The organism is Nocardioides sp. GCM10023255 (assembly GCF_042653125.1).
GTDB lineage: Bacteria > Actinomycetota > Actinomycetes > Propionibacteriales > Nocardioidaceae > Nocardioides.
Window position 1 is genome coordinate 741,940 of sequence record NZ_JBHSHU010000003.1, and the last position, 26,021, is coordinate 767,960.

Sequence of the window (26,021 nt, forward strand, 5' to 3'; positions counted from 1 at the left end):
GCGACGATCAGGCCGTCTCGGCCGCGTGGCGGGCAGCCCGACGCTGCCACCAGGTCATCGCCAGCCCGCCGAGCAGGCCACCGATGCCGAACGCGGTGACCGCGTGGACGAGCACGTCGAGGCCGGCCGGACCGACCTCGCGCATCCGACCGGGTCCCACCGCGCCGCCGGCGAGGCCTGCGAGCAGCCCGAACAGCACGCCCGCGGCGACCCCGCCCGCGCACCCGCGCAGCGCGCCCTCGTCCCAGCGCAGCGTGGGCAGGCGCCGCTGGGCGCGCGCCGCACCGAGCGCCGCGACGAGGACCGGCACCGCCACCAGCGCCACCGTCCAGGCCGGGGTCGGTCCGTCGTCGGGGAGCGCAGCGAGCAGCGGGAACATCGGCAGCGGCCCGAGCACGACCAGGCTGGGCGAGACGATCGTGTGCGCCCCGACCGCGAAGCCGGGGCCGAGGAGGTAGGAGCCGGAGAACGCCACGGCGTTGGGGACGACGGTGAGGCTCAGCAGGACCAGCATCGTGGCGTCACCGCCGCTGGTGTGCAGCCGGGACATGACGTTGGCGGCCGCGCCGAGGTCGACGACGAGGGCGGCGACGAACGCGAGGGTGGCGACCGCGGCGTACGCCCCGAGGACCCGCACGCAGGCGGCGGCGGCACCGCGCACGACCAACGGGAGGTACGACGCCCAGATCGCCGCGCGACCCGAGCCGATCGCGATGGCAGGACCACCCAGCAGCGCGCAGATCATGAGCGACCAGCCGACCACCCGCGCGCCGGAGACCCCGGTCAACGGGTCGGTCGCCGTCGCCACGGTGACCAGGGCCACCGCCACGTAGCCGACCGCGAAGAGCAGCGAGGCCGACGCGACCGTCCAGTCGCGCTCGCCGTCGGCGATCCGGTCGGCGTCCGGGCCGTGACCGGAGACCGAGTCACCCACCCGGTGGCCGACCCGCCAGACGGCCCACGCGCACAGCAGGGTCAGGCCGAGCGGGACCGCGGTGACCGGCACCCCCTCGACGGAGACGCCGGAGCCGTGGGCCAGGAGCCACCCCAGCGCGCCGACGCGCAGGCCGCCGCGCGGGGTCCCGTGCGCGCCCGCGTCGGTGAGGAACCACCCCACGACGCCGACCGCCATGCAGACCAGAAGTGTCGAGCCGGCCGCGACCGCGCCGCCCAGCGTCGCGATCAGGGCCAGGGGCCGCCGGTGCGCGAGGTCGTCGCGGGCGTCCGCGGCGCCGGTGGCTCGGGTGGTCGATCGAGGGAGCAGCGAAGTCATGGCCCGACCATCATCACCCGCCAGGGCGGCCGATCCGGGGCTCCCACGCCGGTTGGCCGAGGCCCCCGCCGCTCCCGTACCGTGGGGAGGTCATGAGGAATCCCGACGAGTTCGACGCGTTCTACAAGGACGCCCGTGACCGCCTCCTCCTCCAGACCTATGCGCTGACCGGCGACCTGCCCGCCTCCCGGGCCGCGGTCCGCGACTCGTTCGTCGTGGCGTGGCACCACTGGCGCAAGATCTCGCGGATGGACGACCCGGAGGCATGGGCCCGTCCGCACGCCTGGGCGCACGCGCAGCGCCGCCACACGGCGCGCCTGTGGCACCGGGACAAGGGCCTCGACCCCGAGGACCGCGCCACCCTCGACGCGCTCGGCAAGCTGAGCGTGAACCAGCGCAAAGCGCTGCTGCTCACCCAGCTCGCCACCGTGTCCATGGGACAGATGGCCCGGGAGGTCGGCCTCCCCCGCCACGACGCCGAGCGCGAGCTCCAGACGGCCACCGCCCAGTTCGCCGTGCACCGCGACGTGCCCAGCACCGGGATCCGCCCCCTGTTCGAGTCGCTGCGCGCGCACCTCGGGGACGGCCGCTGGCCGCGGCCGACCATCATCCGGCGCGCCGGGGCCGCCCGTCGGCGCACCCACACCGCGGTCGGCGCCATCGCCGCCGTCGCGGCGGTCGTGGTCACCGGCATCCTCGTGACCGACGCGGCAGGGGTCCGGCCGACCCTCGGTCGCGACCACGTCGTCAACGCGACGGCGTCGAGGCAACCGGCGGCCCGTCCGGAGCCCTCGCCCGAGGCGCTCCCGGAGACCGCGCTGCTGACCTCGGCCCAGGTCGCCGACGACATCGCCGGGAACCGCTGGGCCGAGGGACCGACGACCGGCAACACCGGCGGCGACGGACTGGTCCTGCCGTGCCAGCAGGCGCGGTACGCCGACCCCCGCGGCGCCGCCGCGCTGGTGCGCACCTTCACCGCGCGGCCGAGCCGGGGCAACGACGGCTCCCAGGCGTTCCAGACCGCCGAGGTCTCGACGAGCGGGAAGGCCGCCCGACGGACGTTCGACCGGACGCTCGGCTGGTACGCAGGCTGCACCGACCGTCGGGTGCAGCTGCTGTCCACCCACGAGGTGACCGGTGTCGGGGACGAGGCATCCCTGGTGGTCCTGCGCTCCTGGAAGGAGCCGACCACGATGGTGGTCGGCGTCGCCCGCACCGGGATGGTCACCACCACGACCCTGGCCCGGGTGCCGGGCACCGGCGCACCCGCGGTGACCCGGTCCGCACAGCTGCTCTCCGCCGCGGTCGAGGGGCTCTGCGACCTGCCCGACTCCGGCGCCTGCTCCGGTCGGCCCCGGGTGCGGACCGCCGCGCCCGTCCCCGTGGGCCAGGTCCCGGGCATGATCGGCGAGGTCGACCTGCCGCCGGTCGCCGGCATCGCGCGCCCCTGGGTCGGGACCGAGCCCCGCAGGGCGATGACCAACATCGCCGCCACCCGCTGCGACGAGGCCGACTTCAGCGGCGCCGGGATCACCAACAACCTGACCCGCTCCTTCCTCGTGCCGGGCGCGAAGGTGCCGGACGAGTTCGGCCTCACCGAGACGGTCGGCTCGATGCCCGCGCCGCGGGCGCACGCGTTCGTCGAGCGGGTCCGGTCCCGGCTGGCTGCGTGCCAGGACAAGGACCTCGGCACGGACGTGACCCGCCTCGCCCAGGCCTCCACGAGGACCACCGACCTCACCGTATGGCGGGTGACCACCGAGATCAGCGACCAGTCGTCGGTCGTGTTCTTCATGGGCATCGCGCGGTCGGGGACGTCGGTCGCCCAGGTCGGCTTCGTGCCGGCCGGCAGGTTCACCATGGCCCCCGGCGCGTTCCCGGCGCTGGTGCGGCGCGCGCTCGACCGGCTGCCCGCGATGCCGCCACCCGCGTCCGGGGGCTGAGGCTCCCGAGAAAGTCCCCCTCGTGCTGCAACCCTGAGGTCTGTCCGGGCGTATCCCTCCCGACAGACAGCACACACCACCTCACGAGACGGGGACGGGTCGATGGACGAACGCGAGTTCGACGACTTCTACAACGCCTCCTTCGCGCGCATCACCGGTCAGCTCTACGCCATGATCGGCAGCCGCGACGAGGCCGAGGAGTGCGTCCAGGAGGCGTTCGTCCGCGCCTGGGCTCACCGACGCAAGCTGGACCGCGCCGAGCATCCCGAGGCGTGGGTCCGGACCACGGCCTACCGCCTCGCGGTGAGCCGCTGGCGGCGTACGACCCGGGGCCGGCGGCCGGCGGACCGGGCGGTGGGGGCCGCGACCCAGTCGGCGCCACCGAGCGAGACCCACGTCGCCCTGGTCACCGCGCTCAGACAGCTGCCCGAGGCCCAGCGCCAGGCGCTGGTCCTGCACCACATCGCCGACCTGCCGGTCCACCAGGTGGCCCGCGAGGTGGGCGTGCCCGAGGGCACCATCAAGGCCCGGCTGAGCCGGGGCCGCGCGGCGCTGGCCGCCCTGCTCTCCGACGACCCCAACGGCGGCCTCCAGGAGGGAGCGAGCCATGCCTGACCCGATCAACGACCTCGAGAACCTCAAGAACGAAGGACTTCCCGTGAACCCGCTGCCCGCCTCCGAGGTGCGCCGGCGCGGCACCCGGATGCGGCGCCGCAACAACGCGATCGCCACCGTGGGCGCCCTGGCCGTGGCCGCCATCGTCGCCACCCCCATCGCCGTGGCCGCCCGCGGCGGCGACCACGCCTCCCCCGGCCCGGTCGACACCCCGTCGCCGAGCCCGACGCAGGTCGTGCAGGCCGACTGGAAGCAGACCGTCCCCGCCGACTTCGACCTGACTGCCCTGCCCGCGGGCTCGTCGTTCAGGTTCACCGCCCGCGACGGCTCGGTCGTCGACGACTTCACGCTCTGCGGCCGCCCGACCTTCTCGACCGGGTCGAACGACCCGGTCGGGCCGGCCGCGGACACCGCCGGCGCCTCCTACGGCGAGCCCGGGACCGACGGCAACGCCGCGCGCACCCTGGCGCTCTACGAGAACGACGAGGTCGCCGCGAAGGCCCTCGAAGGGTTCCGGACGGGCGTGGACCTCTGCCCCGAGGAGACCCAGGGCCGCGGCGCCCCGCTGGTGTACGCCGCGGTGGACACCGAGCTGCCCGCCGTCGACTCGTTCGTCTTCACCCAGCAGGCCCGGATGGACAAGGACCTGCTGGCCGACCTCACCGTCATCCAGGTCGCCCGGGTCGGCAACGCGATCTACGTCGCCACCGACCACACCAGCGCCGGCGGCCCGCAGGTCGTCGACGCGGAGGTACGCCGGCTGGCCACCTGGTCCGCGCCCGTGCTCTCAGGGATGTGCGTCTTCGCCGCCCAGCCGTGCGACGGTCCGGGGGCCCAGCCCGGCACCGGCGAGGGGGCGGTCAGCGCGATCCCGGCCGACTTCCCGATCGACCGCGACATCTCCTCGCCCGAGGGCGACCCGCTCGACGGTCCCTCGGCGAAGGCCGACGGCGTCCCGGCGCTGGACCTGTGCGGACGCTCGGTCTGGCCGGTCGAGGGCGTGGAGCGGCTGGCGGTCACGGCCACCGGCCCGGAGTACCGCGAGAGCCGGGAGCTCGTGACCTTCTCCCGGAGCGCCGACGTGACGGCCGCGCTCGACGCGATCCGCCAGGCCGTCCAGGACTGCCCTGAGATGCCCGGCGACACCTCGGCCGACGACCGGCTCGTCGGCCTGCAGGAGGCAGACCTCTCCACCGCCGACGACTCGGTGACGTTCTCGGTGACCTACCGCGAGGGCCTCGGCGGCGGGATCTACCAGTTCGCCCGCGTCGGTCGGGCCCTGGTGGGCACGTTCAACGGTGGCGAGTGGTCCAGCGACACCGTCCCCGCCGGCGTCGAGGAGATCACCGGCAAGACCAAGGCGCTGCTGCCCGAGCTGTGTCCCTGGACCGAGCAGGGCTGCTGACGCCGACCAGTCGCAGCAACACCCGGAAATCACCCCGGCCCGTCGTCAGCTGACGACGGGCCGGTGTGATGGTGCGGTGCCTCAGAGGCTCTTGAGGACCTCGCGCATGAGCTCGGCGGTCTCGGACGGCGTCTTGCCGACCTTCACGCCGACGGCCTCGAGGGCCTCCTTCTTCGCCTGCGCGGTGCCGGACGAGCCGGACACGATCGCACCGGCGTGGCCCATGGTCTTGCCCTCGGGGGCGGTGAAGCCCGCGACGTAGCCGACGACCGGCTTGGTGACGTGGTCCTTGATGTACGCCGCTGCGCGCTCCTCCGCGTCACCACCGATCTCGCCGATCATCACGATCGCCTTGGTCTCGGGGTCGTTCTCGAACGCCTCGAGAGCGTCGATGTGGGTGGTGCCGATGATCGGGTCACCGCCGATGCCGATGGCCGTCGAGAAGCCGTAGTCCCGCAGCTCGTACATCATCTGGTAGGTCAGCGTGCCCGACTTCGAGACCAGGCCGACCGGGCCCTTGCCCGCGATGGTGTGCGGGGTGATGCCGGCCAGCGACTCCTCCGGGGTGATGATGCCCGGGCAGTTGGGGCCGATCATCCGGGTGGTCTTGCCCTGCAGGTAGGACCACACCTCGGCGGTGTCCTGGACCGGCACGCCCTCGGTGATGACGACCAGCAGGCCGATGCCGGCGTCGATGGCCTCGATGCAGGCGTCCTTGGTGAAGGCCGGCGGCACGAACACGACCGACACGTCGGCACCGGTCTCGGCCATGGCCTCCTTGACGCTGCCGAACACCGGCAGCTCCTTGCCGGCCAGCTCGACCGACGTACCGGCCTTGCGGGCGTTGACGCCGCCCACGATGTTGCTGCCGGCCTCGAGCATGAGGGTGGTGTGCTTGGAGCCCATCCCGCCCGTCATGCCCTGGACGATGATCTTGGAGTCCTTGTTCAGGTAGATCGACATTGTTCTCTCGCTCCGTATCAGGCGTTCGCCAGCTCGGCGGCCTTGTCGGCCGCACCGTCCATCGTGTCGACCAGCGTCACCAGCGGGTGGTTCAGCTCGGTCAGGATGGCGCGACCCGCGTCGACGTTGTTGCCGTCGAGGCGGACGACCAGCGGCTTGCTGGCCTCGTCGCCGAGGATCTCCAGCGCACCCTTGATGCCGCTGGCGACCTCGTCGCACGCGGTGATGCCGCCGAAGACGTTCACGAACACGCTCTTGACCTGCGCGTCGTTCAGGATGACGTCCAGGCCGTCGGCCATGACCTGCGCGTTGGCGCCGCCACCGATGTCGAGGAAGTTCGCGGGCTTGACGCCCCCGTGCTTCTCGCCGGCGTAGGCCACGACGTCGAGGGTGGACATGACCAGGCCCGCGCCGTTGCCGATGATGCCGACCTGGCCGTCGAGCTTGACGTAGTTGAGGCCCTTGTCCTTGGCCTTCGCCTCGAGGGGGTCGGCCTCCTCGCGGATCTCGAACTCCTCGTGGTCGGGGTGACGCACCTCGGAGGCGTTGTCGTCGAGCGACACCTTGCCGTCGAGGGCCTCGAGCTTGTCACCGGCCAGCCGCGCGAGCGGGTTGACCTCGACGAGCGTCGCGTCCTCGTCCACGAAGACCTTGTACAGCGCCTGGATCATGTCGACGGCCTGCTCGAAGACGGCCTCGGGGAACTTGGCCTCGGTCGCGATGGCGCGGGCCTTCTCCTCGTCGACGCCGGCGCCCGGGTCGATGGCGATCTGCTTGACGGCGTCGGGGTTGGTCTTGGCGACCTCCTCGATCTCCACACCGCCCTCGACGCTGGCGATGCAGAGGTACTGGCGGTTCGCGCGGTCGAGCAGGAAGGAGAAGTAGTACTCCTCCTCCGGCGGCGTCGCCGGCGTGACCAGCACCCGGTTGACCGTGAGGCCCTTGATCTCCATGCCCAGGATGTTCGACGCGTGCTCGAACGCCTCGTCAGCGGTCTTGGCGAGCTTCACGCCACCGGCCTTGCCACGGCCACCGGCCTTGACCTGCGCCTTGACGACGGTCACGCCGCCCATCTCCTCGGCAGCGGCCTTCGCGGCCTCAGCGGTCTCGACGACGACGCCCAGCGTCGTGGCCACACCGTGCTTGGCGAAGAGCTGCTTCGCCTGGTACTCCATCAGGTCCACGATCCACCCAGTCCTTCTTCAGTTGACAGTCCGGGGATTCCTCCCGGCACCTTAGTCCCGTCGTACGGCGCGGGACGAGGCCGGGGGCCGCGACGTGGCACACACCACTGCGGCGCGGAGGCGTGGAGTCAGGCGGGGGTCTCCTCGGCGAAGTGCTCGGCCACCCAGCCGGTGATCTCGTGGGTCGGGGCGCCCGGCGTGAAGACCTTGGCCACGCCGATCTCCCGCAGGACCGGGATGTCCTCCTCCGGGATGATCCCGCCGCCGAAGACCACGATGTCGGAGGCGTCGCGCTCGGCGAGCAGGTCGACGAGCTTGCGGAAGAGCGTCATGTGCGCGCCGGAGAGGACGGAGAGGCCGATCAGGTCGGCGTCCTCCTGGATCGCGGTCTCCACGATCTGCTCGGGCGTCTGGTGCAGGCCGGTGTAGATGACCTCGTGCCCGGCGTCGCGCAGCGCGCGTGCGACGATCTTCGCGCCGCGGTCGTGCCCGTCCAGACCAGGCTTCGCCACCACGATGCGGATCCGTCCGGTCGAGCCTGTCGAGGTCATGGGCGCAGGTTATCCGACTCGTGACGAACGCCACGAACGGGCCGCCTCCCCCGCCCCAGCCCCGCCTGAGCAGACGGACCGAGCCCCGCTCCGTACCCCAAAAGGACGGGATGGATGCCCCTCACAATTCCCCAATTGGGGGGTTTCGGTTTCACTGCCCGTGACCCATCCGTTACAGTCGTCGCTCGCTGACCCCCCACCCCCGACAGCAGGGACACTCCTCCATGGGCAACCACCGAGCGGATCGTCGCGGCCCGAACCGCGCCGTCTCGGAGACCCCGATCGCGGTGAGCTCCACCGGGGGCAAGCGCAGGGCCGAGAAGCCCGCGCGTCGCCACACCGCGTCCCGGGGGCAGCTCTTCCGAGGTCTTCCCTCCACGCCGGTCCTGCTGGGCGTCGCCGCCCTGGCCGTCTCCGCCGGCGGCGCGGTCACCGCCGCGAACCCCGGTCTCGTCGACTCCGGACAGACCGGCTTCGCCCAGGCCAGCGCCCTCACCGGCAGCAGCGACGTGTCGCGGGTGAGCCTCCTCGAGGCCCGCACCGCCGCCATCAGCCGTGACTCGAGCCGCGAGGCGCTCGCCGACGCCGCCGACGACAAGCTCGTCGCCCAGGCCGAGCAGCAGGCCGAGCAGCACAACGCCGCGCTGGCCAAGCTCGCCAAGCAGGCCGAGTCGCAGGCGGCCAAGATCGCGCTCAACCAGTGGGTGCTGCCGGTCGACGGCTACCACCTCACCGCCACCTTCGGCCAGTGCAGCAGCCTGTGGTCGTCCTGCCACACCGGCCTGGACTTCGCTGCTCCCAACGGCACCCCGATCCACGCCGTCGCCAACGGCACGGTCACCTCGGTGGGCTACGACGGGTCGTACGGCAACAAGACCGTGATCACCCTCGACGACGGCACCGAGCTGTGGTTCTGCCACCAGACGTCGTACGCCGTGAACACGGGCGACGTCGTGCGCGCCGGGCAGCTGATCGGCTACGTCGGCTCGACCGGCAACGTCACCGGTCCCCACCTGCACCTCGAGGTCCGCCCCGGCGGCGGCGACCCGGTGGACCCGTACCAGGCGCTCGTCGTCCACGGACTGACCCCGTAGCGAGCGCCGGCGAGCGGAGCGGGTCGGCCCGTGGACGACTGGCTCGCAGGACTGGTGTCGGAGCCGAGTCGGCGGCCGCTCATCGAACCGCAGAGCCGACAGGACGCGCCCGAGCGAAGCGAGAGGGGCGCGACCCCGACCCCATCAGAGCTTCTCGACCGGCGCGTACCTCAGCAGCAGCCGCTTGACGCCCTCGGAGCCGAAGTCGATCGACGCGACCGACTTGTCGGCGACGCCCTCGACGGCCACCACGGTCCCCATGCCGAACGAGTCGTGCAGCACCCGGTCGCCCGGCTCGAGGGACGGGATCTCGCGGGCCGGCTTCGCCTTGGCGGCCGCGTCGGCGCGCAGCGCGGCCGAGGAGAAGTTGCGCCGGCCCGCGGCCGTCGGCTGGCCCATCCGGGCGGGTGAGCCGCTGGCGAGGTCGGGGCGCCCCCACCGGGTCTGGGCGGCCTCGGTGCGGCGCCAGTCGACGAGGTCCACGGGCAGCTCGTCGAGGAACCGTGAGCCGGGGTTGTGGGACGGGGCGCCCCACGCGGAACGCACCACCGCCCGGGAGATGTAGAGGCGCTGCTGGGCGCGGGTCACGCCGACGTAGGCGAGCCGCCGCTCCTCCTCCAGCTCCGGCTGGTCACCCAGGGAGCGGGCGTGCGGGAACACGCCGTCCTCCAGCCCGGTCAGGAACACCACCGGGAACTCCAGGCCCTTGGCGGTGTGGAGGGTCATCAGGGTGACGACCCCGTCGCCGTCGTCGGGGATCTGGTCGGTGTCGGCCACCAGCGCGACCCGCTCGAGGAAGTCCCCGAGCCCGGGGGCGAGGATGCCGGCGTCGACGTCGGCGGGGTCGGCGGAGGGGCCGGCCACCGGGTCGTCGGAGAACTCGCGGGCGACCGCGACGAGCTCGGCGAGGTTCTCCACCCGGGTGTCGTCCTGCGGGTCGTCGGACGCCTCGAGCTCGGCGAGGTAGCCCGAGCGCGAGAGCACGTTCTCGAGGATGACGTCGGCGCGCTCCCCCGCCTCGACCATCGACTGCAGCTCCTCGACCATCGCGACGAAGCCGCGGATGTTGGTCAGGGACCTGGTCGCCAGCCCCGGGGCGTCCTCGGCGCGGCGCAGCGCCTCCCAGAAGGTGATCCGCTCGCGCTCCGCGAGCGCGTCGACGCACGCGACCGCCCGGTCGCCGATGCCCCGCTTGGGGGTGTTCAGGATCCGGCGCAGCGACACCTGGTCGGCCGGGTTGACCAGCATCCGCAGGTAGGCCAGCGCGTCGCGGACCTCCCGGCGCTCGTAGAAGCGCACGCCGCCCACGACCTTGTAGGGCTGGCCGGTGCGGATGAACACCTCCTCGAACACGCGGGACTGGGCGTTGGTGCGGTAGAACACCGCCACGTCGGCGGCCCGGACGTCGCCGGCGTCCACGAGCTTGTCGATCTCCTCGGAGACGAACCGCGCCTCGTCGTGCTCGTCGTCGGCGACGTAGCCGACGATCCGCTCGCCGTCGCCGGCGTCGGACCACAGCCGCTTGGGCTTGCGCCCCTTGTTGTGCCCGATGACGGAGTTGGCCGCCGTCAGGATCGTCTGGGTGGAGCGGTAGTTCTGCTCCAGCAGGATCGAGGTGGCGTTCGGGAAGTCCTGCTCGAAGTCGAGGATGTTGCGGATGTTGGCGCCGCGGAACGCATAGATCGACTGGTCGGCGTCACCGACCACCATCAGCTCGGCGGGCTCGACCCGCTCGGCCTCGGGGTCGGCCATCGAGCCCCCCTCGTCCATCGGGTCGGCGCACAGCTGGTGGATCAGGGCGTACTGCGCGTGGTTGGTGTCCTGGTACTCGTCGACGAGGACGTGGCGGAACCTCCGCCGGTAGGTCTCGCGCACCTCGGGGAACGCCTGGAACAGGTGGACGGTGGTCATGATCAGGTCGTCGAAGTCCAGGGCGTTCGCCTCGCGCAGACGCCGCTGGTAGAGCGTGTACGCCGCGGCGTACGTCTCCTCCAGCTTGTTCTGCGCGTCCTTGGTCGCCTCCTCGGCGTCGCGCAGCTCGTTCTTGTGGTTCGAGACCCAGTGCAGCACCGCGTTGGGCTGGAAGCGCTTGGGGTCGAGGTCGAGGTCCTTGCAGACCAGCGTCATCAGGCGCTTCTGGTCGGCGGCGTCGTAGATGGAGAAGTTCGACTTGTAGCCGAACTTGTCGATCTCCTTGCGCAGGATGCGCACGCAGGCGGAGTGGAACGTGGAGACCCACATGATCCGGGCACGCTTGCCGACCAGGTCCTCGACCCGCTCCTTCATCTCGGCCGCGGCCTTGTTGGTGAAGGTGATCGCCAGGATGGAACCGGGGTGGGCCCTGCGCTCGGAGATCAGCCAGGCGATCCGCCGGGTCAGCACCCGGGTCTTGCCGGAGCCGGCGCCGGCCACCACGAGCAGCGGTGCGCCCTCGTGGACGACGGCGGCCCGCTGCGGCTCGTTCAGCCCGTCGAGCAGTTCCTCGCGGGTGGGGCCGCGTCGCGTGGTGCGGGGCTCCTCGGCGCCGTCGAGTCGCTCGAGTCCGGGCAGCGTGAAGGGGGTGCTCATGTCGCAGCCAACCCTACGTCCCGGCACCCCCCGGCCTGCGCGGTGCGTTCGTGCGGAGGCGTACGACGACGGGCGCGCTCGACCCGGGCAGCAGCGCGGCGGGGTCGGCGGGCAGCCGGACCTCCGGCTCGAGGTGGGGCGCCACACGGTAGGGCTGGGTGAGCAGCAGCCCGCCGAGCACCCGGCGCAGCCGGGAGACCTCGGCGCGCACGGTGACCAGCCGCCCTGGACCCGCGAACAGGTCGTCGGCGAGGTCGGAGGCAGTGCGCCCGGCCGCGCCCGCCTGCAGCAGGGCCAGCAGGATCTCGGCGTGCCGGCGGGAGAGCCGTTGGGTCCACTCCACGCTCGGGCCGCCGACCCGCACCTCCGGCTCCCGGGAGAGGTCGAGCACGAGCCGGGCCGGCTCCGGCTCGTCGGCGCCGGCCAGGCGCAGCAGCCACCCGTCCGAGAGCGACTCCACCGTGGCCGCGCCCAGGCGGGGCAGCCAGGCCTCGCCGTCGCGCAGCCCGTCGGGCAGCGCGACCCGGTCGGGCGCGCGCAGTCCCGAGGCGGCGGCGAGGTGTCCGTCGCGGTCGACGACCAGCGCCGGGCCGGCGATCCGCGCGAGGACCGGCGCCGCGTGGCCCCGCAGCCTGTCGAGGCGGGCCCGGTGCTCCTCGAGGAGCTCCACCGCGGCCAGCCGTGCGGCCATCTCGACCAGCGCGAGCTCGGCCGGGTGCAGGCTGCGGCTGGGTCCGCTCACGTCGACGACGCCGAGGTGCCGCCCGGTCCACGGGTCGACCAGGGGAGCCGCGGCGCAGCCCCAGCGGGTGTGGGACTCCACGTAGTGCTCGCCGCCCCGGATCTGGACCGGGGCGCCCAGCACGAGCGCGGTGCCGATGGCGTTGGTGCCCACGTTGCCCTCGGTCCACGCCGACCCGCGCACGAAGCCGAGGTCGTCGGCCATCCGGCGGACCCCCGGGCTGCCCTGGCGCCACAGGACCCGACCGTCCTCGTCGGCCACCACGACCAGCTGGCCGGCGTCCACGACCGACTGCAACGACCGCACCAGCCCGGGCACGACGTGGGCGAGCGTGCTGGCCGCGCGGCGCCGCTCGACCTCGGTCGGCGGCAGCGGCGCGACGGCGGGGCCGCCGGCCGGGTCGAGCCCGCACAGCGCCATCCGGCGCCACGAGGCCACGATCTCGGCGCGCGGCGCGGCGGGGCCGACGCGGCCACCCGCGAGGACGGCCTCGCGGGTGCGGCGTACGGCGAGGTCGTGGTCGTCCACGCTGGCCGCCTTCCTGGGGCCGACCGACGCGGAGGTGATGCAACCCCCTGCAACCCTGTCGCGGCACCACGGTCCCGGTGTGTGCTCCATCACAGCGTAGGCGAAGGAGGCAACACGTGACCCAGACCATCGACTCCCCCACCACGACCGATCCGCAGGAGCGCGCGGCCGGCTGGTTGTCCGGCTTCGAGGAGGCCTTGCGCGCCCGCGACGTGCGCCGGGCCGCCCGGATGTTCGCGGCGACCAGCTTCTGGCGGGACCTGATCTCGTTCTCGTGGAACATCACCACGGTCGAGAACCCGGACGGCGTGGCCGAGCTGCTCGACGACACCCTCGACCGCACCGACCCCGGCGGCTTCGCGCTCGCCGAGCCGGCCGACGAGGCCGACGGGGTGACGACCGCCTGGTTCACGTTCGAGACCGCGGTCGGCCGGGGCAAGGGACTGCTGCGGCTGGTCGAGGAGGACGGCGAGCCGCGGGCCTGGACGTTCCTGACGACCATGCACGAGCTCAAGGGGTACGAGGAGCCGCGCGGCGAGCGCCGCCCGATGGGTGCCCAGCACGGCGCCGACAAGCACCGCACGACGTGGCTCGAGCGACGCCAGCAGGAGGCCGAGTCCCTCGGCTCGACCAGCCAGCCCTACGTCCTGGTGGTCGGTGGCGGCCAGGGCGGCATCGCGCTGGGCGCCCGGCTGCGCCAGCTCGGGGTGCCCAGCCTGGTGATCGACAAGCACCCGCGGCCCGGCGACCAGTGGCGCAACCGCTACAAGTCGCTGTGCCTGCACGACCCGGTCTGGTACGACCACCTGCCCTACCTGAAGTTCCCCGACAACTGGCCGGTGTTCGCCCCCAAGGACAAGATCGGCGACTGGCTGGAGTCCTACACGAAGGTGATGGAGGTGCCGTACTGGCCGAGCACCGTCGCCCTCGGCGCGGCGTACCACGAGCCGACGCAGGAGTGGGTCGTCGAGATCGAGCGTGACGGCAAGCCCCTGACGCTGCGACCGAAGCAGCTGGTGCTGGCGACCGGGATGTCGGGCAAGCCGAACATCCCCGTCCTCCCCGGACAGGACGTGTTCCTGGGCGACCAGCACCACTCGTCCGCCCACCCCGGGCCCGACGCGTACGCCGGACAGCGCTGCGTGGTCATCGGCAGCAACAACAGCTCGTTCGACATCTGCGGGGCGCTGTGGGAGCACGACGCGGACGTGACGATGGTGCAGCGGTCCAGCACCCACATCGTCAAGAGCGACACCCTGATGGACATCGGGCTGGGCGACCTCTACTCCGAGCGCGCGCTCGCCGCCGGGGTGACGACGGAGAAGGCGGACCTGATCTTCGCCTCGCTGCCCTACCGGATCATGCACACCTTCCAGATCCCCCTGTACGAGCAGATGGCCGAGCGCGACAAGGACTTCTACGAACGCCTCGAGGCAGCCGGGTTCTGGCACGACTGGGGCGAGGACGGCTCGGGCCTGTTCATGAAGTACCTCCGGCGCGGGTCGGGCTACTACATCGACGTCGGCGCCGCGGACCTGGTGGCCGACGGCCGGGTGAGGCTCGCCCACGGCCAGGTCGACCACCTGACCGAGGACTCCGTCGTCCTCGCCGACGGCACGGAGCTCCCGGCCGACCTGGTCGTCTACGCCACCGGGTACGGCTCGATGAACGGTTGGGCGGCCGACCTGATCTCCCCCGAGGTGGCCGACCGGGTCGGCAAGGTGTGGGGCCTGGGCTCGGACACCACCAAGGACCCCGGTCCGTGGGAGGGCGAGCAGCGCAACATGTGGAAGCCGACCCAGCAGGAGGCGTTGTGGTTCCACGGCGGCAACCTGCACCAGTCGCGGCACTACTCGCTCTACCTCGCGCTGCAGCTCAAGGCGAGGTTCGAGGGCATCCCCACCCCGGTGCACGGGCTGCAGGAGGTGCACCACCTGTCGTGACCGACCACCCCCGGCCGGCTGTCCCCCCGGGCCGGCCGGGGGCCCATCAGGACCTCAGCCGTGCACCGGTGACCAGAAGACGGCGACCGCGATGTTCGCGACGGTGAGCAGGAGCAACCCGGCCCACAGCCCCTGGGGGATCCGCTCCTTGCGCATGTTGGCCATCACCAGCACGAGGATGACCAGCCCGATGGCGAACTTCACGCCGACCTTGGCGTGGTTCACCGGGTCGTCCCCCGCCTCGAGCACGCCGACGAGCAGGAGGCCGGCGACGAACGCCGTCCCGATCCCGTCACGCATGGCGGCGTTGACGACCTTCTCCGGGAGCCGGGCCTGGACCAGCAGGCCGCCCAGCAGCGCCGCGAACCCGAGGATGTGGACGAACAGCAGGACGAGCCGCACAGTCTCCATGGCCAGATCGTAGGGCCAGTCCTGCCGACCCTGCCCGGCCCGGCCGGGGCACCCCCTGGTGCTTGTTGCACATTGTTTGCAACTACGAACTCGGGGCTCCTACTATGCCCCGGTGACACCGACGACGATCGACCGTCCCGCCCGGCGCTCGCTCACGCGCGAGGAGAAGGGCAGCCTGGCCCGCACGCTGGGATTCGTGCTCCTGCTCCACGTGGTCGGCTGGGGCCTCCTGGTCGGCATCGTCGCCCCCCACGACTACGAGGTCGGCGGCAAGGTGCTCGGGGTCGGCCTCGGCCTGACGGCGTACACCCTCGGCATGCGGCACGCCTTCGACGCCGACCACATCGCCGCCATCGACAACACCACCCGCAAGCTGATGGCCGACGGCAAGCGACCGATGAGCGTCGGCTTCTGGTTCAGCCTCGGGCACTCCTCGGTCGTGTTCGTGATGGTCATGGGCGTCGCCCTCGGCGTGCGCGCGCTCTCCTCCGGCATCGGCGACGAGAACTCCGCGCTCCAGCAGCTCAGCGGCGTGTGGGGCACCGCGGTCAGCGGGCTGTTCCTGCTCACCATCGGCCTGATCAACCTCGCGGCGCTGATCGGCATCCTGCACGTCTTCCGCGAGATGCGGCAGGGCCGGTTCGACGAGGCCGAGCTCGAGCGGCAGCTCGACAACCGGGGCCTCCTCAACCGGGTCCTCGGCAAGGTCACCCGTGCCGTCACGAAGCCGTGGCACATGTACCCGACCGGCTTCCTGTTCGGTCTCGGCTTCGACACCGTCACCGAGATCGGCCTGCTGGTCATCGCCGGCGGCGCGGTCGCCGCGAGCCTGCCCTGGTGGGCGGTCATCACGCTGCCGATCCTGTTCGCGGCGGGCATGTCGCTCCTCGACACCCTCGACGGGGCGTTCATGACCGTCGCCTACGGCTGGGCGTTCTCCCGGCCGGTGCGCAAGATCTACTACAACATCACCGTCACCGCGCTGTCGGTCGCGGTCGCGCTGATCATCGGCGGCATCGAGATCGTCGGGCTGCTCGCCGAGAAGGCGGGCATCACCGGTGGCCCCCTCGCCACCATCGCGAACCTCGACCTGGAGCACGTCGGCTACGGGATCGTCGTCCTCTTCTTCGTCACCTGGGCGCTCTCGGTCGCGATCTGGAAGCTGGGCCGCATCGACGAACGCTGGAACGCGCACCTTCGTTGAGCCGGGCCTGATTCAGCGTCGGGCTGGCCCAGATCCGGTCCCGTCGGCGCAGTCGACCGCGACTGGGACCAACCTAGGGATTTCTCCTCATGCCGATGACCCTCCGCCGGCTCGACGATGACCGCACGTCGGTTCCGAGCTGGAGGTGCGTGATGATCTGGTCGATCCTCGTCGTGGTGACGATCGCCTTCTTGGGCTGGACGCGATGGCTGGACCGTCAGCATCGCGGTCGAAGCGACATCGGTGACATCGTGCGTCGCCAGGACCCCGAGGGTCAGGCATTGCGCAGCTACATCGGCCGAGACGTGTGACTGCCGCGCCGCCGTAGGCCCGGTCAACGAGCTGAGCGCTCGTCGGCACCGGCCGACACGAGACCGGCACGGTGTGCCAGCGCCGCCGCCTCGCCGCGGCTGGACACCCCGAGCTTCGCCAGGATGTTCGACACGTGCACCGAGGCGGTCTTGGGCGAGATGACGAGTGCCCGTGCGATGGATGCGTTCGAGGCTCCAGCGGCGACCAGCCTCAGCACATCCACCTCCCTGCGGGTCAGGCCGAGCTCGGAAGCAGGGCGAGGGAGGTCGACCGCCAGCCTCAGGTGTGCCCTCCTCGACACGGCCAGCGCCTCTTCCACCAGCGGTCGCGCTCCCAGCTGCATCCCGATCTGCACAGCCTCCCGCAGTGCCGCGCCGGCGTCGGAGGTGTGCCCGGCGACGCGACTGGCTTCGCCAGCTCGCACCAGAGCGACGCCGAGCTGGAACGGAGTCCCGATCGCGCGCCACCGGTCGACGACGGCGGTCCAGGTCTCCGGCGTGTCGGTCCCGGCTCGACGTTCGAGCTCCGCGCGAGTGTGCTCGGCGTATGCGCCGTCGCGGGCATTGCGCAGTCGTGCGCGCGCCAGCATGACCCGGATCCGGTCAGCCACCCGGACCCCGTCGGCCGGCGCCGGATCCGCTCCGGACCTGGCCAGGTCCGCCTCGACCCCTGCCGCCACCGCGAGAAGCGGCCACAGGACTCCGCTGCTGCAGTCGAGGACGCGGTCGTCGTCGATCACCGCCATGGCCTGCCGGCGGGCAAGGAGCAGGTCTCCGGAGCCGGCGGCGATGTCGCAGGAGATGCAGCGGGCGGTGATGAGGTCGTCGATCTTGCCGTGATCGACCCAGTCGTCCTGCCCCGTCGAGTCCGACGGGCCCGGCGGCGTCCGGTCACCGCGCCTGGCGGACAGCTGGGCCAGGAGCCGGCGGGTCCAGACTGACACCCAGTCGGGCACTCGCTCGGCGAGGACGAGCTCGAGCACGGCCTGCGCCTCGTCCCACCTGCCGGCATCGATCAGGGACTCGGCACGGCTCGTCTGCGCCAGGCCCCACCTGCCCACGAGGGGCCCGGACCGGTCACCTCCGAGGATCCCGACCAGGCGGGCGTCGAGGTCGAGAGTGCTCTCGCCTGCCTGCCACACCGCGAACTGCAGGCCGTTCAGGGCGTGGACCAGGCGGAACAGGTCGTCGCTCCGCTCCGCCACGGTCACCGCCCGCTGCGCAGTCGCGAGTGCATCGGCGTGACCGCCCTGGAGCGCAAGCGCCTCGCTCAATGGCACCAACGAGTGGACCAGGAGATCCGCGTCGGCGATCGCCTCGGCAGCCTCGACCGCTCGCCGCGCATACGGCTGAGCCCTCGAGGCCTCCCCCGCCTGGAGGAGGGCCTCGGCCGCCGTCAGGCACGCAACCGCTGCGTCCTCCGTGGCAGGTTCCATCTCCACGTCCGCGACGGCCGCCAGCACCCCGGACGTGTTGAGGCCCCCGCGCTCGTGCCACCGTGCCCTGTGCCACAGCAGCGTCAGCATCGCTCGGCGGTGCCTGGACGCCTCCGGCGGCAGCGCGTCGATCGCCCGATCGACCAGGCGCTGGGACTCCTCAAGGTCCGCCATCGTCTGGTAGGTCGCCCAGAACGCGTCCGAGTACACGTCGGAGAGGGTCGTGCCCGTGCGCGTCTCGGCGTCGGGGACCTCCGGCCAGAGCTCGGCGGCCTTCTTCAACATCTGCGACTCCTCGGCGTACGCCGAGATCTCCCGAGCGAGCCGCGCGGCGGCCAGGTACGCCTCGAGCGCGCCGCCCAGGTCGCCTGCCTCGCGCCGGTGGTGTGCGGCGGCGACGGTGGCCGCTTGGTTCTGCGGACGAGCACCGATGACCCTGCTCCAGGCTCGGTGTAGTGACCGCTCCGCGTTCGGAAGGGTGCGCGCGAGAGTCGCCTCGCGCAGAAGAGCGTGCCGGAACCCGACCTTGCCGTGGTGCCGGACGAGCACACCATCGGTGATCGTTTCGGCGAACGCCGTGTCGAACTTGTCGGGTGCGAGAGGCGCGGCCTCGGCGAGCTGGCCCGGGGTCGGCTCCAGGACAGCAACCGCAGCCGTCTCGGCCACGACCCGGGCGGCGCGAGACAGCCGGCCGAGCCGGTGGCCGACCAAGTGGTCCGCAAGTGCTCCGACGTCCTCCAGATCGGCGTCGACGACCTCCTCGACGAGCAGAGGGACGCCCTCGGTGATCGCGACGATCCGAGCCAGCTCCTCGACGTCCGTGCGCCCCGGGCGGAGGTTGGCGACCTGCGCGAGCACCTGCTGATCCGTGAGCCGAGACAGGTCGATGCGGGCGCCGTGCCGCAACCCAGTCAGGTCGGCGAGGAAAGTCCGACAGCTCTCGTAAGCCGGGTCGTGGGTGCGGGCCGTCATTACCAGCAGGAGCAGCTCGTCGCGCAGCGATCGTCCGACGAAGTCCAAGAGGTCGCGGCTCGTGTCGTCTATCCAGTGCACGTCCTCGACGATCACCAGCAGCCGCCTCGGTCTGGCGAGGTCGCGCACCAGGCGCGCCACGCCGTCGAAGAGCTGTGCCTGTGACCGGACGGCCACCCCACTCTCGAGCGAGCCACCGGGCTCGGACAGGAGCGTCGTGACCGCTGAGTTGTCCGCGTGGGTCAACCGACCCAGCCGTGGACCCAGCTCCCGGTGCAAGGACTGCACGAGCTCCCGGATCGGTGCCAGAGGGAACCCGCGAGCGGCGCCGGGAGCGCAGCATCCGCGCGCCACGAGCGCTCCCTCGGCGGAGAGCTCCCGGGCCAGCTCGTCCACGAGCCGCGTCTTGCCGATTCCGGCCTCACCGAGGACGGCTACGACGGAAGGCCGACGGGAGCCCGCGGCGGCGGCGAGCTCCCTCAGGACCGCCATCTCCGCATCGCGTCCGACCATCGGGGCGGACCGCAGCTCGGCCATCCCTCCATGCTGGCACTGCAGGCATGTGCCCGCCACCCGCCCCGGTGACGCACTGACCGGATGAGGCCCCCAACCTCCCGGTCAGCCCATCTGCATGGTCTGGCCGGACGGGATGGTCAGGCCGGGCAGCGCGCCGGGCGCGACCAGCAGCAGGACACCGAGCCCCAGCAGCAGGGCCGCCACGCCGTAGGTGAGCCCGTGTCGCAGCGGGAGCGTCTTCTCCACCGCGATGATGCCGGCGACCAGGGCCATCCAGCTGACGCTCATCACCCCCAGGGCGAACAGAGAGGCCATCAGCGCCCAGCAGCAGCCGACGCACCACGCGCCGTTGCGCACCCCCATCCGCAGCGCGCCCGTGGGCCCACCCCGCCACGACCCCAGGAACGAGCCGAGAGGGCTGCGGCACCGGGCGAGGCACACGTCCTTGAGCGGGGTGACCTCGTAGAAGGCGGCGACCAGCAGCGTGGCAGCGGCGATCTCCTGACCCGCGCGGTCCCAGGCCAGCACGTCCCCGAAGGCCGCGACCGCCACGACGCCCACGGTGTAGGCGACCAGGCCGGCCGCAGCCCACGCGAGCAGGTAGCCGCCGGCGAACAGCCAGGGTGCGGTCGGGGAGCTCTCCCTGGTCACCCGCGTGTAGAGCGCGATCGTCGGTGCGACCGAGGGGAACATCATCGCCGCCATCATCACGACCCAGACGCCCAGGAACCAGCCGAGGCTGCCGAGGCCCGTCCACGGGCCGGCATCCATGCCACGCATCTCGTGCACGGTCCAGACCCACCCGAGCGCCGCGACGGCGAACAGGCCCGCCACCAGGGCGAGCCGGGCCCGTACGGCGCCGACCGCGGTCGTGGGGCCGGCGCGCCCCGGTCCGGTCGCCGAGGCCATCGACGTCAGGCGGCCCAGGAGAACTCGGACGTGGACAGACCCGTCCTGCCCTCGTAGGAGATGCCGAACGCGTTGATGCGGCTGCGCCTTGCCTCGGCCATCGTGAGGTCCGACGCGACCGGGTGGAACATGCCCTGGAAGCGCACCGGCTCGCCGGTCTCCACACCGAACGGCACGACGTCCTCGATCTCGAAGTCGATCGTGTCGCCCACGCGGACGCTGTGCAGCACCCCGTCGTCGGTGACCTCGATCGCGGCACGCTCCACGCCGACGATCTCGCCGACCAGCGGGGCCAGGGCCGCCATCGGCCCACCCAGCTGCCCGCCGAAGACCTTGACGAGCTGGTCGAGCTGCCGGTCGCTGGCCTGGTCGTCGACGTACACGCCGAGCCGCCAGTTCCCGTCGGTCATCACCTTCGGGGTGTCCGCGATCAGCACCACCCGACGTCCGGAGATGTCGGTGCCCTCGATCTCACCCTGCCGGATGTCGAACACCAGCGTCACCCGGCAGAAGTCGTAGGTGGCACCGTGGTCGAAAGTGAGGTTGCAGGGACACATCAGCTCGCACGAGCAGGTCTCCACGTAGCTGCCGGTCAGATTCCATGCCATGGCCCGGCTCCTTCCCGCGTCCCTCCCAGTCTCCGCAGGCCCCGCGTGACCCGTCAATGGACCGACCGTGCCATCTGCGGGGTCGGCGGCTCAGAGCAGGCGGCGGTCCGAGGCCCAGCGGGTCAGCTCGTGGCGCGAGGACAGCTGGAGCTTGCGCAGCACGCTGGACATGTGGGTCTCGACGGTCTTGATGGAGATGAAGAGCTCCTTGGCCACCTCCTTGTAGGCGTAGCCGCGGGCGATGAGCCGCATCACCTCCCGCTCCCGCTCGGTGAGCCGGTCGAGGTCCTCGTCGACCGCCGCGACGTCGATGGTGCCGGCGAACGCGTCGAGCACGAACCCGGCGAGCCGCGGGGAGAACACCGCGTCGCCCTCGGCGACCCGCCTGATCGCCTGCACCAGCTCGGGGCCGGTGATGGTCTTGGTGACGTATCCCCTCGCCCCGCCCCGGATCGTGCCGATCACGTCCTCGGCCGCGTCGGAGACCGACAGCGCCAGGTAGCGCGACTCCGGCGAGGGCATCCGCCGCATCACCTCCACACCACCCCCGCCGGGCAGGTGCACGTCGAGGAGCACCACGTCCGGGTGGTGCGCTGCGATCGCGGCGACCGCCTCGTCGACGTCGGCGGCCTCCGCGCGGATGTCGACGGCTCCGGCTCCGGTCGCCTCGAGCTCGGCGCGGACACCGCGCCGGAACATCGCGTGGTCGTCGACGATCACGACGCTCACCGGGGCGTGCTCACTCATCCATGTCCTCCTGTCGGGCCCCACGGGCCTGGCGGGGCAGGTGCAGGCGCACCTCGGTCCCCTCACCGATCGTCGAGCGCACCTCGCCGGAGCCGCCGTGCCGGTCCATCCGGTCGATGATGCTCATGCGTACGCCGTGCCGGTCGGCGGGTGTGTCGGCGGGGTCGAAGCCGCGACCCCGGTCGCGGACGAACACGTCGACCGCCGTGGGCGAGACCTCGGCGTACACGTCGACCCGGCCGGTGCCGGCATGCTTGGCGGCGTTGGTCACGGCCTCGCGGGTGGCGGCCACGATCGCGCGAAGCGACTCGTCGAAGTCGCAGTCACCGACGGTCACCACGTCCACCGAGATCCCGTGCGCGTCCTCGACCGCGGCCGCCGCCCCGCGCAGCGCGCTCGCGAGCGTGCTCTCGTCGGTGGACTCCCCCGCGTAGAGCCACGAGCGCAGGTCGCGCTCCTGGGCCCGGGCCAGCCGGGCGACGGTCGGACCGTCGCCCGCGTTCTTCTGGATCAGCGCGAGGGTCTGCAGCACCGAGTCGTGCAGGTGCGCCGCGACGTCGGCCCGCTCCTGGGTGCGCACCCGCTCGGCGCGCTCCGCCGTGAGGTCGGAGGCCAGCCGGTAGACCCACGGGCCGACCACGATCGCGATGCCGACCACCCCGAGCAGGACCGCCACGAACACGTCGCGGGCCACCGCCAGCGAGTCGCCCCGGAAGACGAAGAGCGCCAGCGAGGTGACCACCAGGCCGAGACCTGCGGCGAGTCGGGCGTACGCCGCCCAGCCGCCGCTGCCGAGCACCATCCGCACCGGGTCGATGCGGCCGGTGGTGTCGAGCCAGCGCTCCCGCTGGGCCTCGTCGGCCTGCCGCCACAGCAGCGCGATGCCGATGATGCCGAGGAAGAGCGGCCAGAACACCGCGCCGCGGCCGAAGACCGCCTCGACCATGAGGACACCGCCGAACGCCAGCGCCGCCAGCGCGACCGCCGGCCCCACGTCCCCGAGACGGCGGATCCGGCCCGGCCGGCGGCCGCCGCGCGAGGCGCTCTCCAGCCCCGGGGCACCGGTCTCGAACCGGGAGTCCGACGGGAGGACCATCCACAGGCCGGCGTACAGCGCGACGCCGAAGCCGCCGAGCAGCGCGGCGACCACGAAGGCGGCCCGGACCCACAGCACCGGCACGCCCAGGTGGCGCGCCAGGCCCGAGGCCACACCGCCGATGATCGGCTCCTGGGCGTCGCGGTACGCCTTGCGGACGCCGAGCCTGGCGGTGGGGCCACTGACGGGTCCGGTGGTGGGTGCGCTGGTCATCTCGGCTCAATCGTCACACAGGGCAGGACCCCTCACCATGAGGACGAACCCCGAGCCGACCCTGAGCCCGGGTGCCCCCGCCCCCTGCAGGATCAGGGTCGTCCCCGATGGTGCCGGCGTCCCCGGCGCAGCAGGCTTGAGCCATGACGACGACACCACCCGATGCCCCCTCGGGCGCCGAGGCCCCCCAGGACCACGGGCCCCGGGTCACCCGCGACGAGGTCCGCGACCTCGGCCGCCTCCGCCGCAGCATCACCGACCGCAAGGTCGCCGGCGTGGCCGGCGGGCTCGCCCGCCACCTCGACGTCGACCCGGTCATCCTCCGGGTCGCCCTCGTGGTGCTGGTCTTCTTCGGCGGCGCCGGCCTGATCATCTACGGCGCCTGCTGGCTGCTGGTCCCCGAGGAGGGCAGCACGTCCGCCCCGCTGCACCTCGACGACCGGACCCGTGCCGTGGCGCTGATCATCGCGGGCATCGTCGCGGCCGCTGCGCTGGTCGGCGACTCGTGGGGTGCCTCCTGGTTCCCCTGGCCGCTCGCGGTGGTCGCCCTGGTCGTGCTCGTCCTGCTGACCCGCAAGGACGGAGGCCGGGCCCCGGCTCCTCCGCAGCCCCCGGTGTACGGGCCACCGACCGCCGACGCGGCGGGCCCGGCGTACGACCCCACCGGCACGGCGGCGTACGCCGCACCCCCGGTCGCCTCGTCCCCGGGCTACGCGCCGTACTACCCCCCGAACCACCCGCAGCCCGGCTGGGTTCCGCCCGCTCCGGTGCGCCCCCGCTCGCCGCGCAAGCGCGGCCCCATCCTGTTCTGGTTCACGCTGGCGCTGATCGTGCTCGCCGAGGGCGTGCTGGGCACGGTCGACCTGGCCGGCGTGGACGTGGCGGGTTCGGCCTACCCGGCACTGGCGGTCGGCATCAGCGGCGTGATGCTGCTGGTGGGGGCCTTCTGGGGCAGGGCGGGCGGGGTGATCCTGCTCGGCCTCGTCTCCTCGGTCTTCCTGGCCGGCGCCACCGTCGCCGACAACTGGGACGGCGAGCGTCTCGAGCGCACGCCGGCGAGGGCTGCCGACGTGGACCCGGCGTACAGCATCCGCACCGGCGAGCTGGTCCTCGACCTCCGTCAGGTGGAGAACCTGTCCGCGCTCGACGGACGGACGGTCCGCGTGAGCGGCGACGTCGGACGGCTCGAGGTGATCCTGCCCGACGGGCTGGACGCCGACGTCCACGCCGACGTCAACGGCCCCGGCAACGTCAACCTCTTCGGCGAGGAGACCGGCGGCATCGACCTCACCATGGACCGGCAGCACGACGGCGGTGCCGTCGCCCCCGAGATCACCATCGACGCCGAGCTCGAGATCGGCCAGATCGAGGTGCACCAGCGATGAAGGAGACCACGATGAGCGAGACGGCACAGATCCCCGACCGCCCCAGCGGTCGGCACCCCGTCAACGTGGGTCACCTCGTGATGGGCCTGGCGTTCCTCGGCCTGGTCGGGGTGTGGGCACTGGTCCAGGGCGACGTGGTCGAGGGCCGGGAGGTCCGCTGGCTGCTGCCCCTCCCCTGGGTGCTCGCCGGCATCGCCGGCCTGCTGGCCGCGACGCTGAGCAGCCGCGACCGGTGGGGAGCCAGGCAGACCGGCTGGGTGCAGCCCCCGGAGGAGCCCGACGACGGCACCACCGCCGGCGCGACGGCGTACGACATCCCCGAGGAGGACCGCTGAGCGCGGTCGGCGGACCCTAGGTCGTCGCGGGGGCGCTGGTCACCCGGGAGTGACCGGCGGCGTCGACCCAGGCGTCCCTGGCGCCGACCACCTCCTCGGGGTGGTCGGCGATCAGCCCGTCCACCCCGAGGTCCAGCAGGCGTCGCGCCTCCCCGGCGAGGTCGCCGTGCCGGTGCCGCCGGTCGCCCACCCAGAAGGGCGGTGCGAGGAAGCGGTTCTCCGCCCGCAGCGTCCAGGCGTGCACCGTCATCCACTCGCGGTGCGCTGCGGCGACGACAGCGGGACCGACGTCCTGCCGCAGCAGCATGCTCTTGCGCACCCCGATCCCGTCGGCGTACGCCGCGACCGATGCCAGCTGCCCGGCACCCACCTGGTCCCGCCGGTGGAGCAGCTGGACCAGCGGCACCCGTGAGCGCCCGGAGAGGCGCCGGAGCACCCGGTCCTCGAACGCCATCACGCTGACCCGCGACCGGTCGTGGTCCAGGCCGAGCCCGCGCAGCGCGTCGAGGACGAGGTCGTCGAGGGGCAGCCCGGCCGTGCGGAGGTGCGCCACGTGCTTGAGCTCGGCGAGCACCCCCACCGACCGGCCGCGCAGCGCCGACTCGGTGCGCACGAGGTGCACCACCTCCGCGAACGTCGCCACCGGGTGCCGGCCGTCGTGAGTCGCGCTCCCGGGTCGCAGGCGGGGCATCCGCTCCCGGGTGGTGAGCGTCCGCAGCTCCTCCAGCGTCAGGTCCTCGACGAACCAGCCGGTCCTCGGCTGTCCCTCGACCACCTTGGTGGTGCGCAGGTGGGCCAGGTCGCTGCGCCTGGCGACGTCGGTGGTCCGCGAGAGCTCGAGGTCGTGCCGGACGACCAGCGCACCGTCGCGGCTGGCCACCAGGTCCAGCTCCACGTCGTCGGCGCCCATCGCGACGGCGAGCCGGAACGCCTCGAGCGTGTGCTCGGGCCGGAGGCCGCTGGCCCCACGATGGGCGGCGACGGCGGGGGTGACGACCAGGGAGGCCGCACGGGCGGTCGGAACGGCGGTCAGCTGCGTGCTGGTCACCCGCTCAGGACAGCGGGTCGA

Annotated in this window: 22 protein-coding genes; 9 read left to right on the forward strand and 13 right to left on the reverse strand. The window is 72.6% G+C overall.

Annotation, left to right across the window (positions count from 1 at the left end):
* Window positions 1-7: 7 nt before the first annotated feature.
* Entirely contained in the window at window positions 8-1,273 is a 1,266-nt protein-coding gene (locus ACFO9I_RS07360) for a DUF6350 family protein (protein ID WP_379179294.1), read from the reverse strand.
* 92 nt (window positions 1,274-1,365) lie between these two features.
* Between ACFO9I_RS07360 and ACFO9I_RS07365 the strand changes: the two genes are divergently transcribed.
* From ACFO9I_RS07365 to ACFO9I_RS07375, 3 genes are all read left to right on the forward strand, one after another.
* Window positions 1,366-3,216 (forward strand): hypothetical protein, encoded by a 1,851-nt coding sequence (locus ACFO9I_RS07365; protein ID WP_379179296.1) that lies wholly within the window; start codon window positions 1,366-1,368, stop codon window positions 3,214-3,216.
* Window positions 3,217-3,318: 102 nt separating this feature from the next.
* On the forward strand, window positions 3,319-3,831 hold the full coding sequence (locus ACFO9I_RS07370) for an RNA polymerase sigma factor (protein ID WP_379179298.1): 513 nt from the start codon (window positions 3,319-3,321) through the stop codon (window positions 3,829-3,831).
* Entirely contained in the window at window positions 3,824-5,236 is a 1,413-nt protein-coding gene (locus tag ACFO9I_RS07375) for a hypothetical protein (protein ID WP_379179300.1), read from the forward strand. The genes ACFO9I_RS07370 and ACFO9I_RS07375 overlap by 8 nt, the downstream gene beginning before the upstream one ends.
* 81 nt (window positions 5,237-5,317) lie before the next feature.
* Here the strand turns inward: ACFO9I_RS07375 and sucD are convergent, their stop codons facing one another.
* The 3 genes from sucD to ACFO9I_RS07390 form a co-directional block, all read right to left on the reverse strand.
* The gene (sucD, locus tag ACFO9I_RS07380) at window positions 5,318-6,199 is read right to left on the reverse strand and encodes a succinate--CoA ligase subunit alpha (RefSeq protein ID WP_379179302.1); all 882 of its coding nucleotides are present in this window, start codon (window positions 6,197-6,199) and stop codon (window positions 5,318-5,320) included.
* Window positions 6,200-6,216: 17 nt separating this feature from the next.
* Complete coding sequence (gene sucC / locus ACFO9I_RS07385) at window positions 6,217-7,383, reverse strand: ADP-forming succinate--CoA ligase subunit beta (RefSeq protein WP_379179304.1); 1,167 nt, start codon at window positions 7,381-7,383, stop codon at window positions 6,217-6,219.
* Between the two features lie 128 nt (window positions 7,384-7,511).
* Window positions 7,512-7,934 carry a cobalamin B12-binding domain-containing protein gene (locus ACFO9I_RS07390; protein ID WP_379179306.1) on the reverse strand — a complete coding sequence of 141 codons (423 nt, stop codon included), beginning with the start codon at window positions 7,932-7,934 and terminating at the stop codon, window positions 7,512-7,514.
* Between the two features lie 224 nt (window positions 7,935-8,158).
* On the opposite strand from ACFO9I_RS07390, the gene ACFO9I_RS07395 reads away from it, so the two are divergent.
* The gene (locus ACFO9I_RS07395; protein ID WP_379179308.1) at window positions 8,159-9,028 is read left to right on the forward strand and encodes a M23 family metallopeptidase; all 870 of its coding nucleotides are present in this window, start codon (window positions 8,159-8,161) and stop codon (window positions 9,026-9,028) included.
* Between the two features lie 144 nt (window positions 9,029-9,172).
* Here the strand turns inward: ACFO9I_RS07395 and pcrA are convergent, their stop codons facing one another.
* Window positions 9,173-11,596, reverse strand: a complete 2,424-nt coding sequence (gene pcrA / locus ACFO9I_RS07400; protein WP_379179310.1) for a DNA helicase PcrA — start codon at window positions 11,594-11,596, stop codon at window positions 9,173-9,175.
* 13 nt (window positions 11,597-11,609) lie between these two features.
* Window positions 11,610-12,866, reverse strand: coding sequence for a GAF domain-containing protein (locus ACFO9I_RS07405; protein ID WP_379179312.1), 1,257 nt, complete (start codon window positions 12,864-12,866; stop codon window positions 11,610-11,612).
* A 116-nt stretch (window positions 12,867-12,982) separates the two neighbouring features.
* Between ACFO9I_RS07405 and ACFO9I_RS07410 the strand changes: the two genes are divergently transcribed.
* A complete protein-coding gene (locus ACFO9I_RS07410; protein WP_379179314.1) occupies window positions 12,983-14,809 on the forward strand; it encodes a flavin-containing monooxygenase in 1,827 nt (608 codons plus the stop codon).
* Between the two features lie 54 nt (window positions 14,810-14,863).
* On the opposite strand, the gene ACFO9I_RS07415 is transcribed toward ACFO9I_RS07410, so the two are convergent.
* A complete protein-coding gene (locus tag ACFO9I_RS07415) occupies window positions 14,864-15,220 on the reverse strand; it encodes a hypothetical protein (RefSeq protein ID WP_379179316.1) in 357 nt (118 codons plus the stop codon).
* Window positions 15,221-15,332: 112 nt separating this feature from the next.
* Here ACFO9I_RS07415 and ACFO9I_RS07420 point away from each other — a divergent pair, with 112 nt between their 5' ends.
* Together ACFO9I_RS07420 and ACFO9I_RS07425 are read left to right on the forward strand one after the other, a co-directional pair.
* Window positions 15,333-16,424, forward strand: a complete 1,092-nt coding sequence (locus ACFO9I_RS07420) for a HoxN/HupN/NixA family nickel/cobalt transporter (RefSeq protein ID WP_379179318.1) — start codon at window positions 15,333-15,335, stop codon at window positions 16,422-16,424.
* 89 nt (window positions 16,425-16,513) lie between these two features.
* The gene (locus ACFO9I_RS07425; RefSeq protein WP_379179320.1) at window positions 16,514-16,735 is read left to right on the forward strand and encodes a hypothetical protein; all 222 of its coding nucleotides are present in this window, start codon (window positions 16,514-16,516) and stop codon (window positions 16,733-16,735) included.
* A gap of 23 nt (window positions 16,736-16,758) precedes the next feature.
* Here ACFO9I_RS07425 and ACFO9I_RS07430 read toward each other — a convergent pair whose 3' ends face one another.
* The 5 genes from ACFO9I_RS07430 to ACFO9I_RS07450 form a co-directional block, all read right to left on the reverse strand.
* The gene (locus tag ACFO9I_RS07430) at window positions 16,759-19,680 is read right to left on the reverse strand and encodes a helix-turn-helix transcriptional regulator (protein ID WP_379179322.1); all 2,922 of its coding nucleotides are present in this window, start codon (window positions 19,678-19,680) and stop codon (window positions 16,759-16,761) included.
* An 81-nt stretch (window positions 19,681-19,761) separates the two neighbouring features.
* Entirely contained in the window at window positions 19,762-20,568 is an 807-nt protein-coding gene (locus ACFO9I_RS07435; RefSeq protein WP_379179324.1) for a DUF2182 domain-containing protein, read from the reverse strand.
* A gap of 5 nt (window positions 20,569-20,573) precedes the next feature.
* Window positions 20,574-21,176, reverse strand: a complete 603-nt coding sequence (locus tag ACFO9I_RS07440; RefSeq protein ID WP_379179326.1) for a DUF1326 domain-containing protein — start codon at window positions 21,174-21,176, stop codon at window positions 20,574-20,576.
* A 90-nt stretch (window positions 21,177-21,266) separates the two neighbouring features.
* Window positions 21,267-21,923 (reverse strand): LuxR C-terminal-related transcriptional regulator, encoded by a 657-nt coding sequence (locus ACFO9I_RS07445; RefSeq protein WP_379179328.1) that lies wholly within the window; start codon window positions 21,921-21,923, stop codon window positions 21,267-21,269.
* Window positions 21,916-23,232, reverse strand: coding sequence for a PspC domain-containing protein (locus ACFO9I_RS07450; RefSeq protein WP_379179330.1), 1,317 nt, complete (start codon window positions 23,230-23,232; stop codon window positions 21,916-21,918). Before ACFO9I_RS07450 ends, ACFO9I_RS07445 begins: the two co-directional genes overlap by 8 nt.
* A 143-nt stretch (window positions 23,233-23,375) precedes the next feature.
* Here ACFO9I_RS07450 and ACFO9I_RS07455 point away from each other — a divergent pair, with 143 nt between their 5' ends.
* On the forward strand, window positions 23,376-24,617 hold the full coding sequence (locus tag ACFO9I_RS07455) for a PspC domain-containing protein (protein ID WP_379179332.1): 1,242 nt from the start codon (window positions 23,376-23,378) through the stop codon (window positions 24,615-24,617).
* 11 nt (window positions 24,618-24,628) lie between these two features.
* Complete coding sequence (locus ACFO9I_RS07460; RefSeq protein ID WP_379179334.1) at window positions 24,629-24,952, forward strand: hypothetical protein; 324 nt, start codon at window positions 24,629-24,631, stop codon at window positions 24,950-24,952.
* Between the two features lie 16 nt (window positions 24,953-24,968).
* Here ACFO9I_RS07460 and ACFO9I_RS07465 read toward each other — a convergent pair whose 3' ends face one another.
* Window positions 24,969-26,000 carry a glycerophosphodiester phosphodiesterase family protein gene (locus ACFO9I_RS07465; RefSeq protein WP_379179335.1) on the reverse strand — a complete coding sequence of 344 codons (1,032 nt, stop codon included), beginning with the start codon at window positions 25,998-26,000 and terminating at the stop codon, window positions 24,969-24,971.
* Window positions 26,001-26,021: the final 21 nt, after the last annotated feature.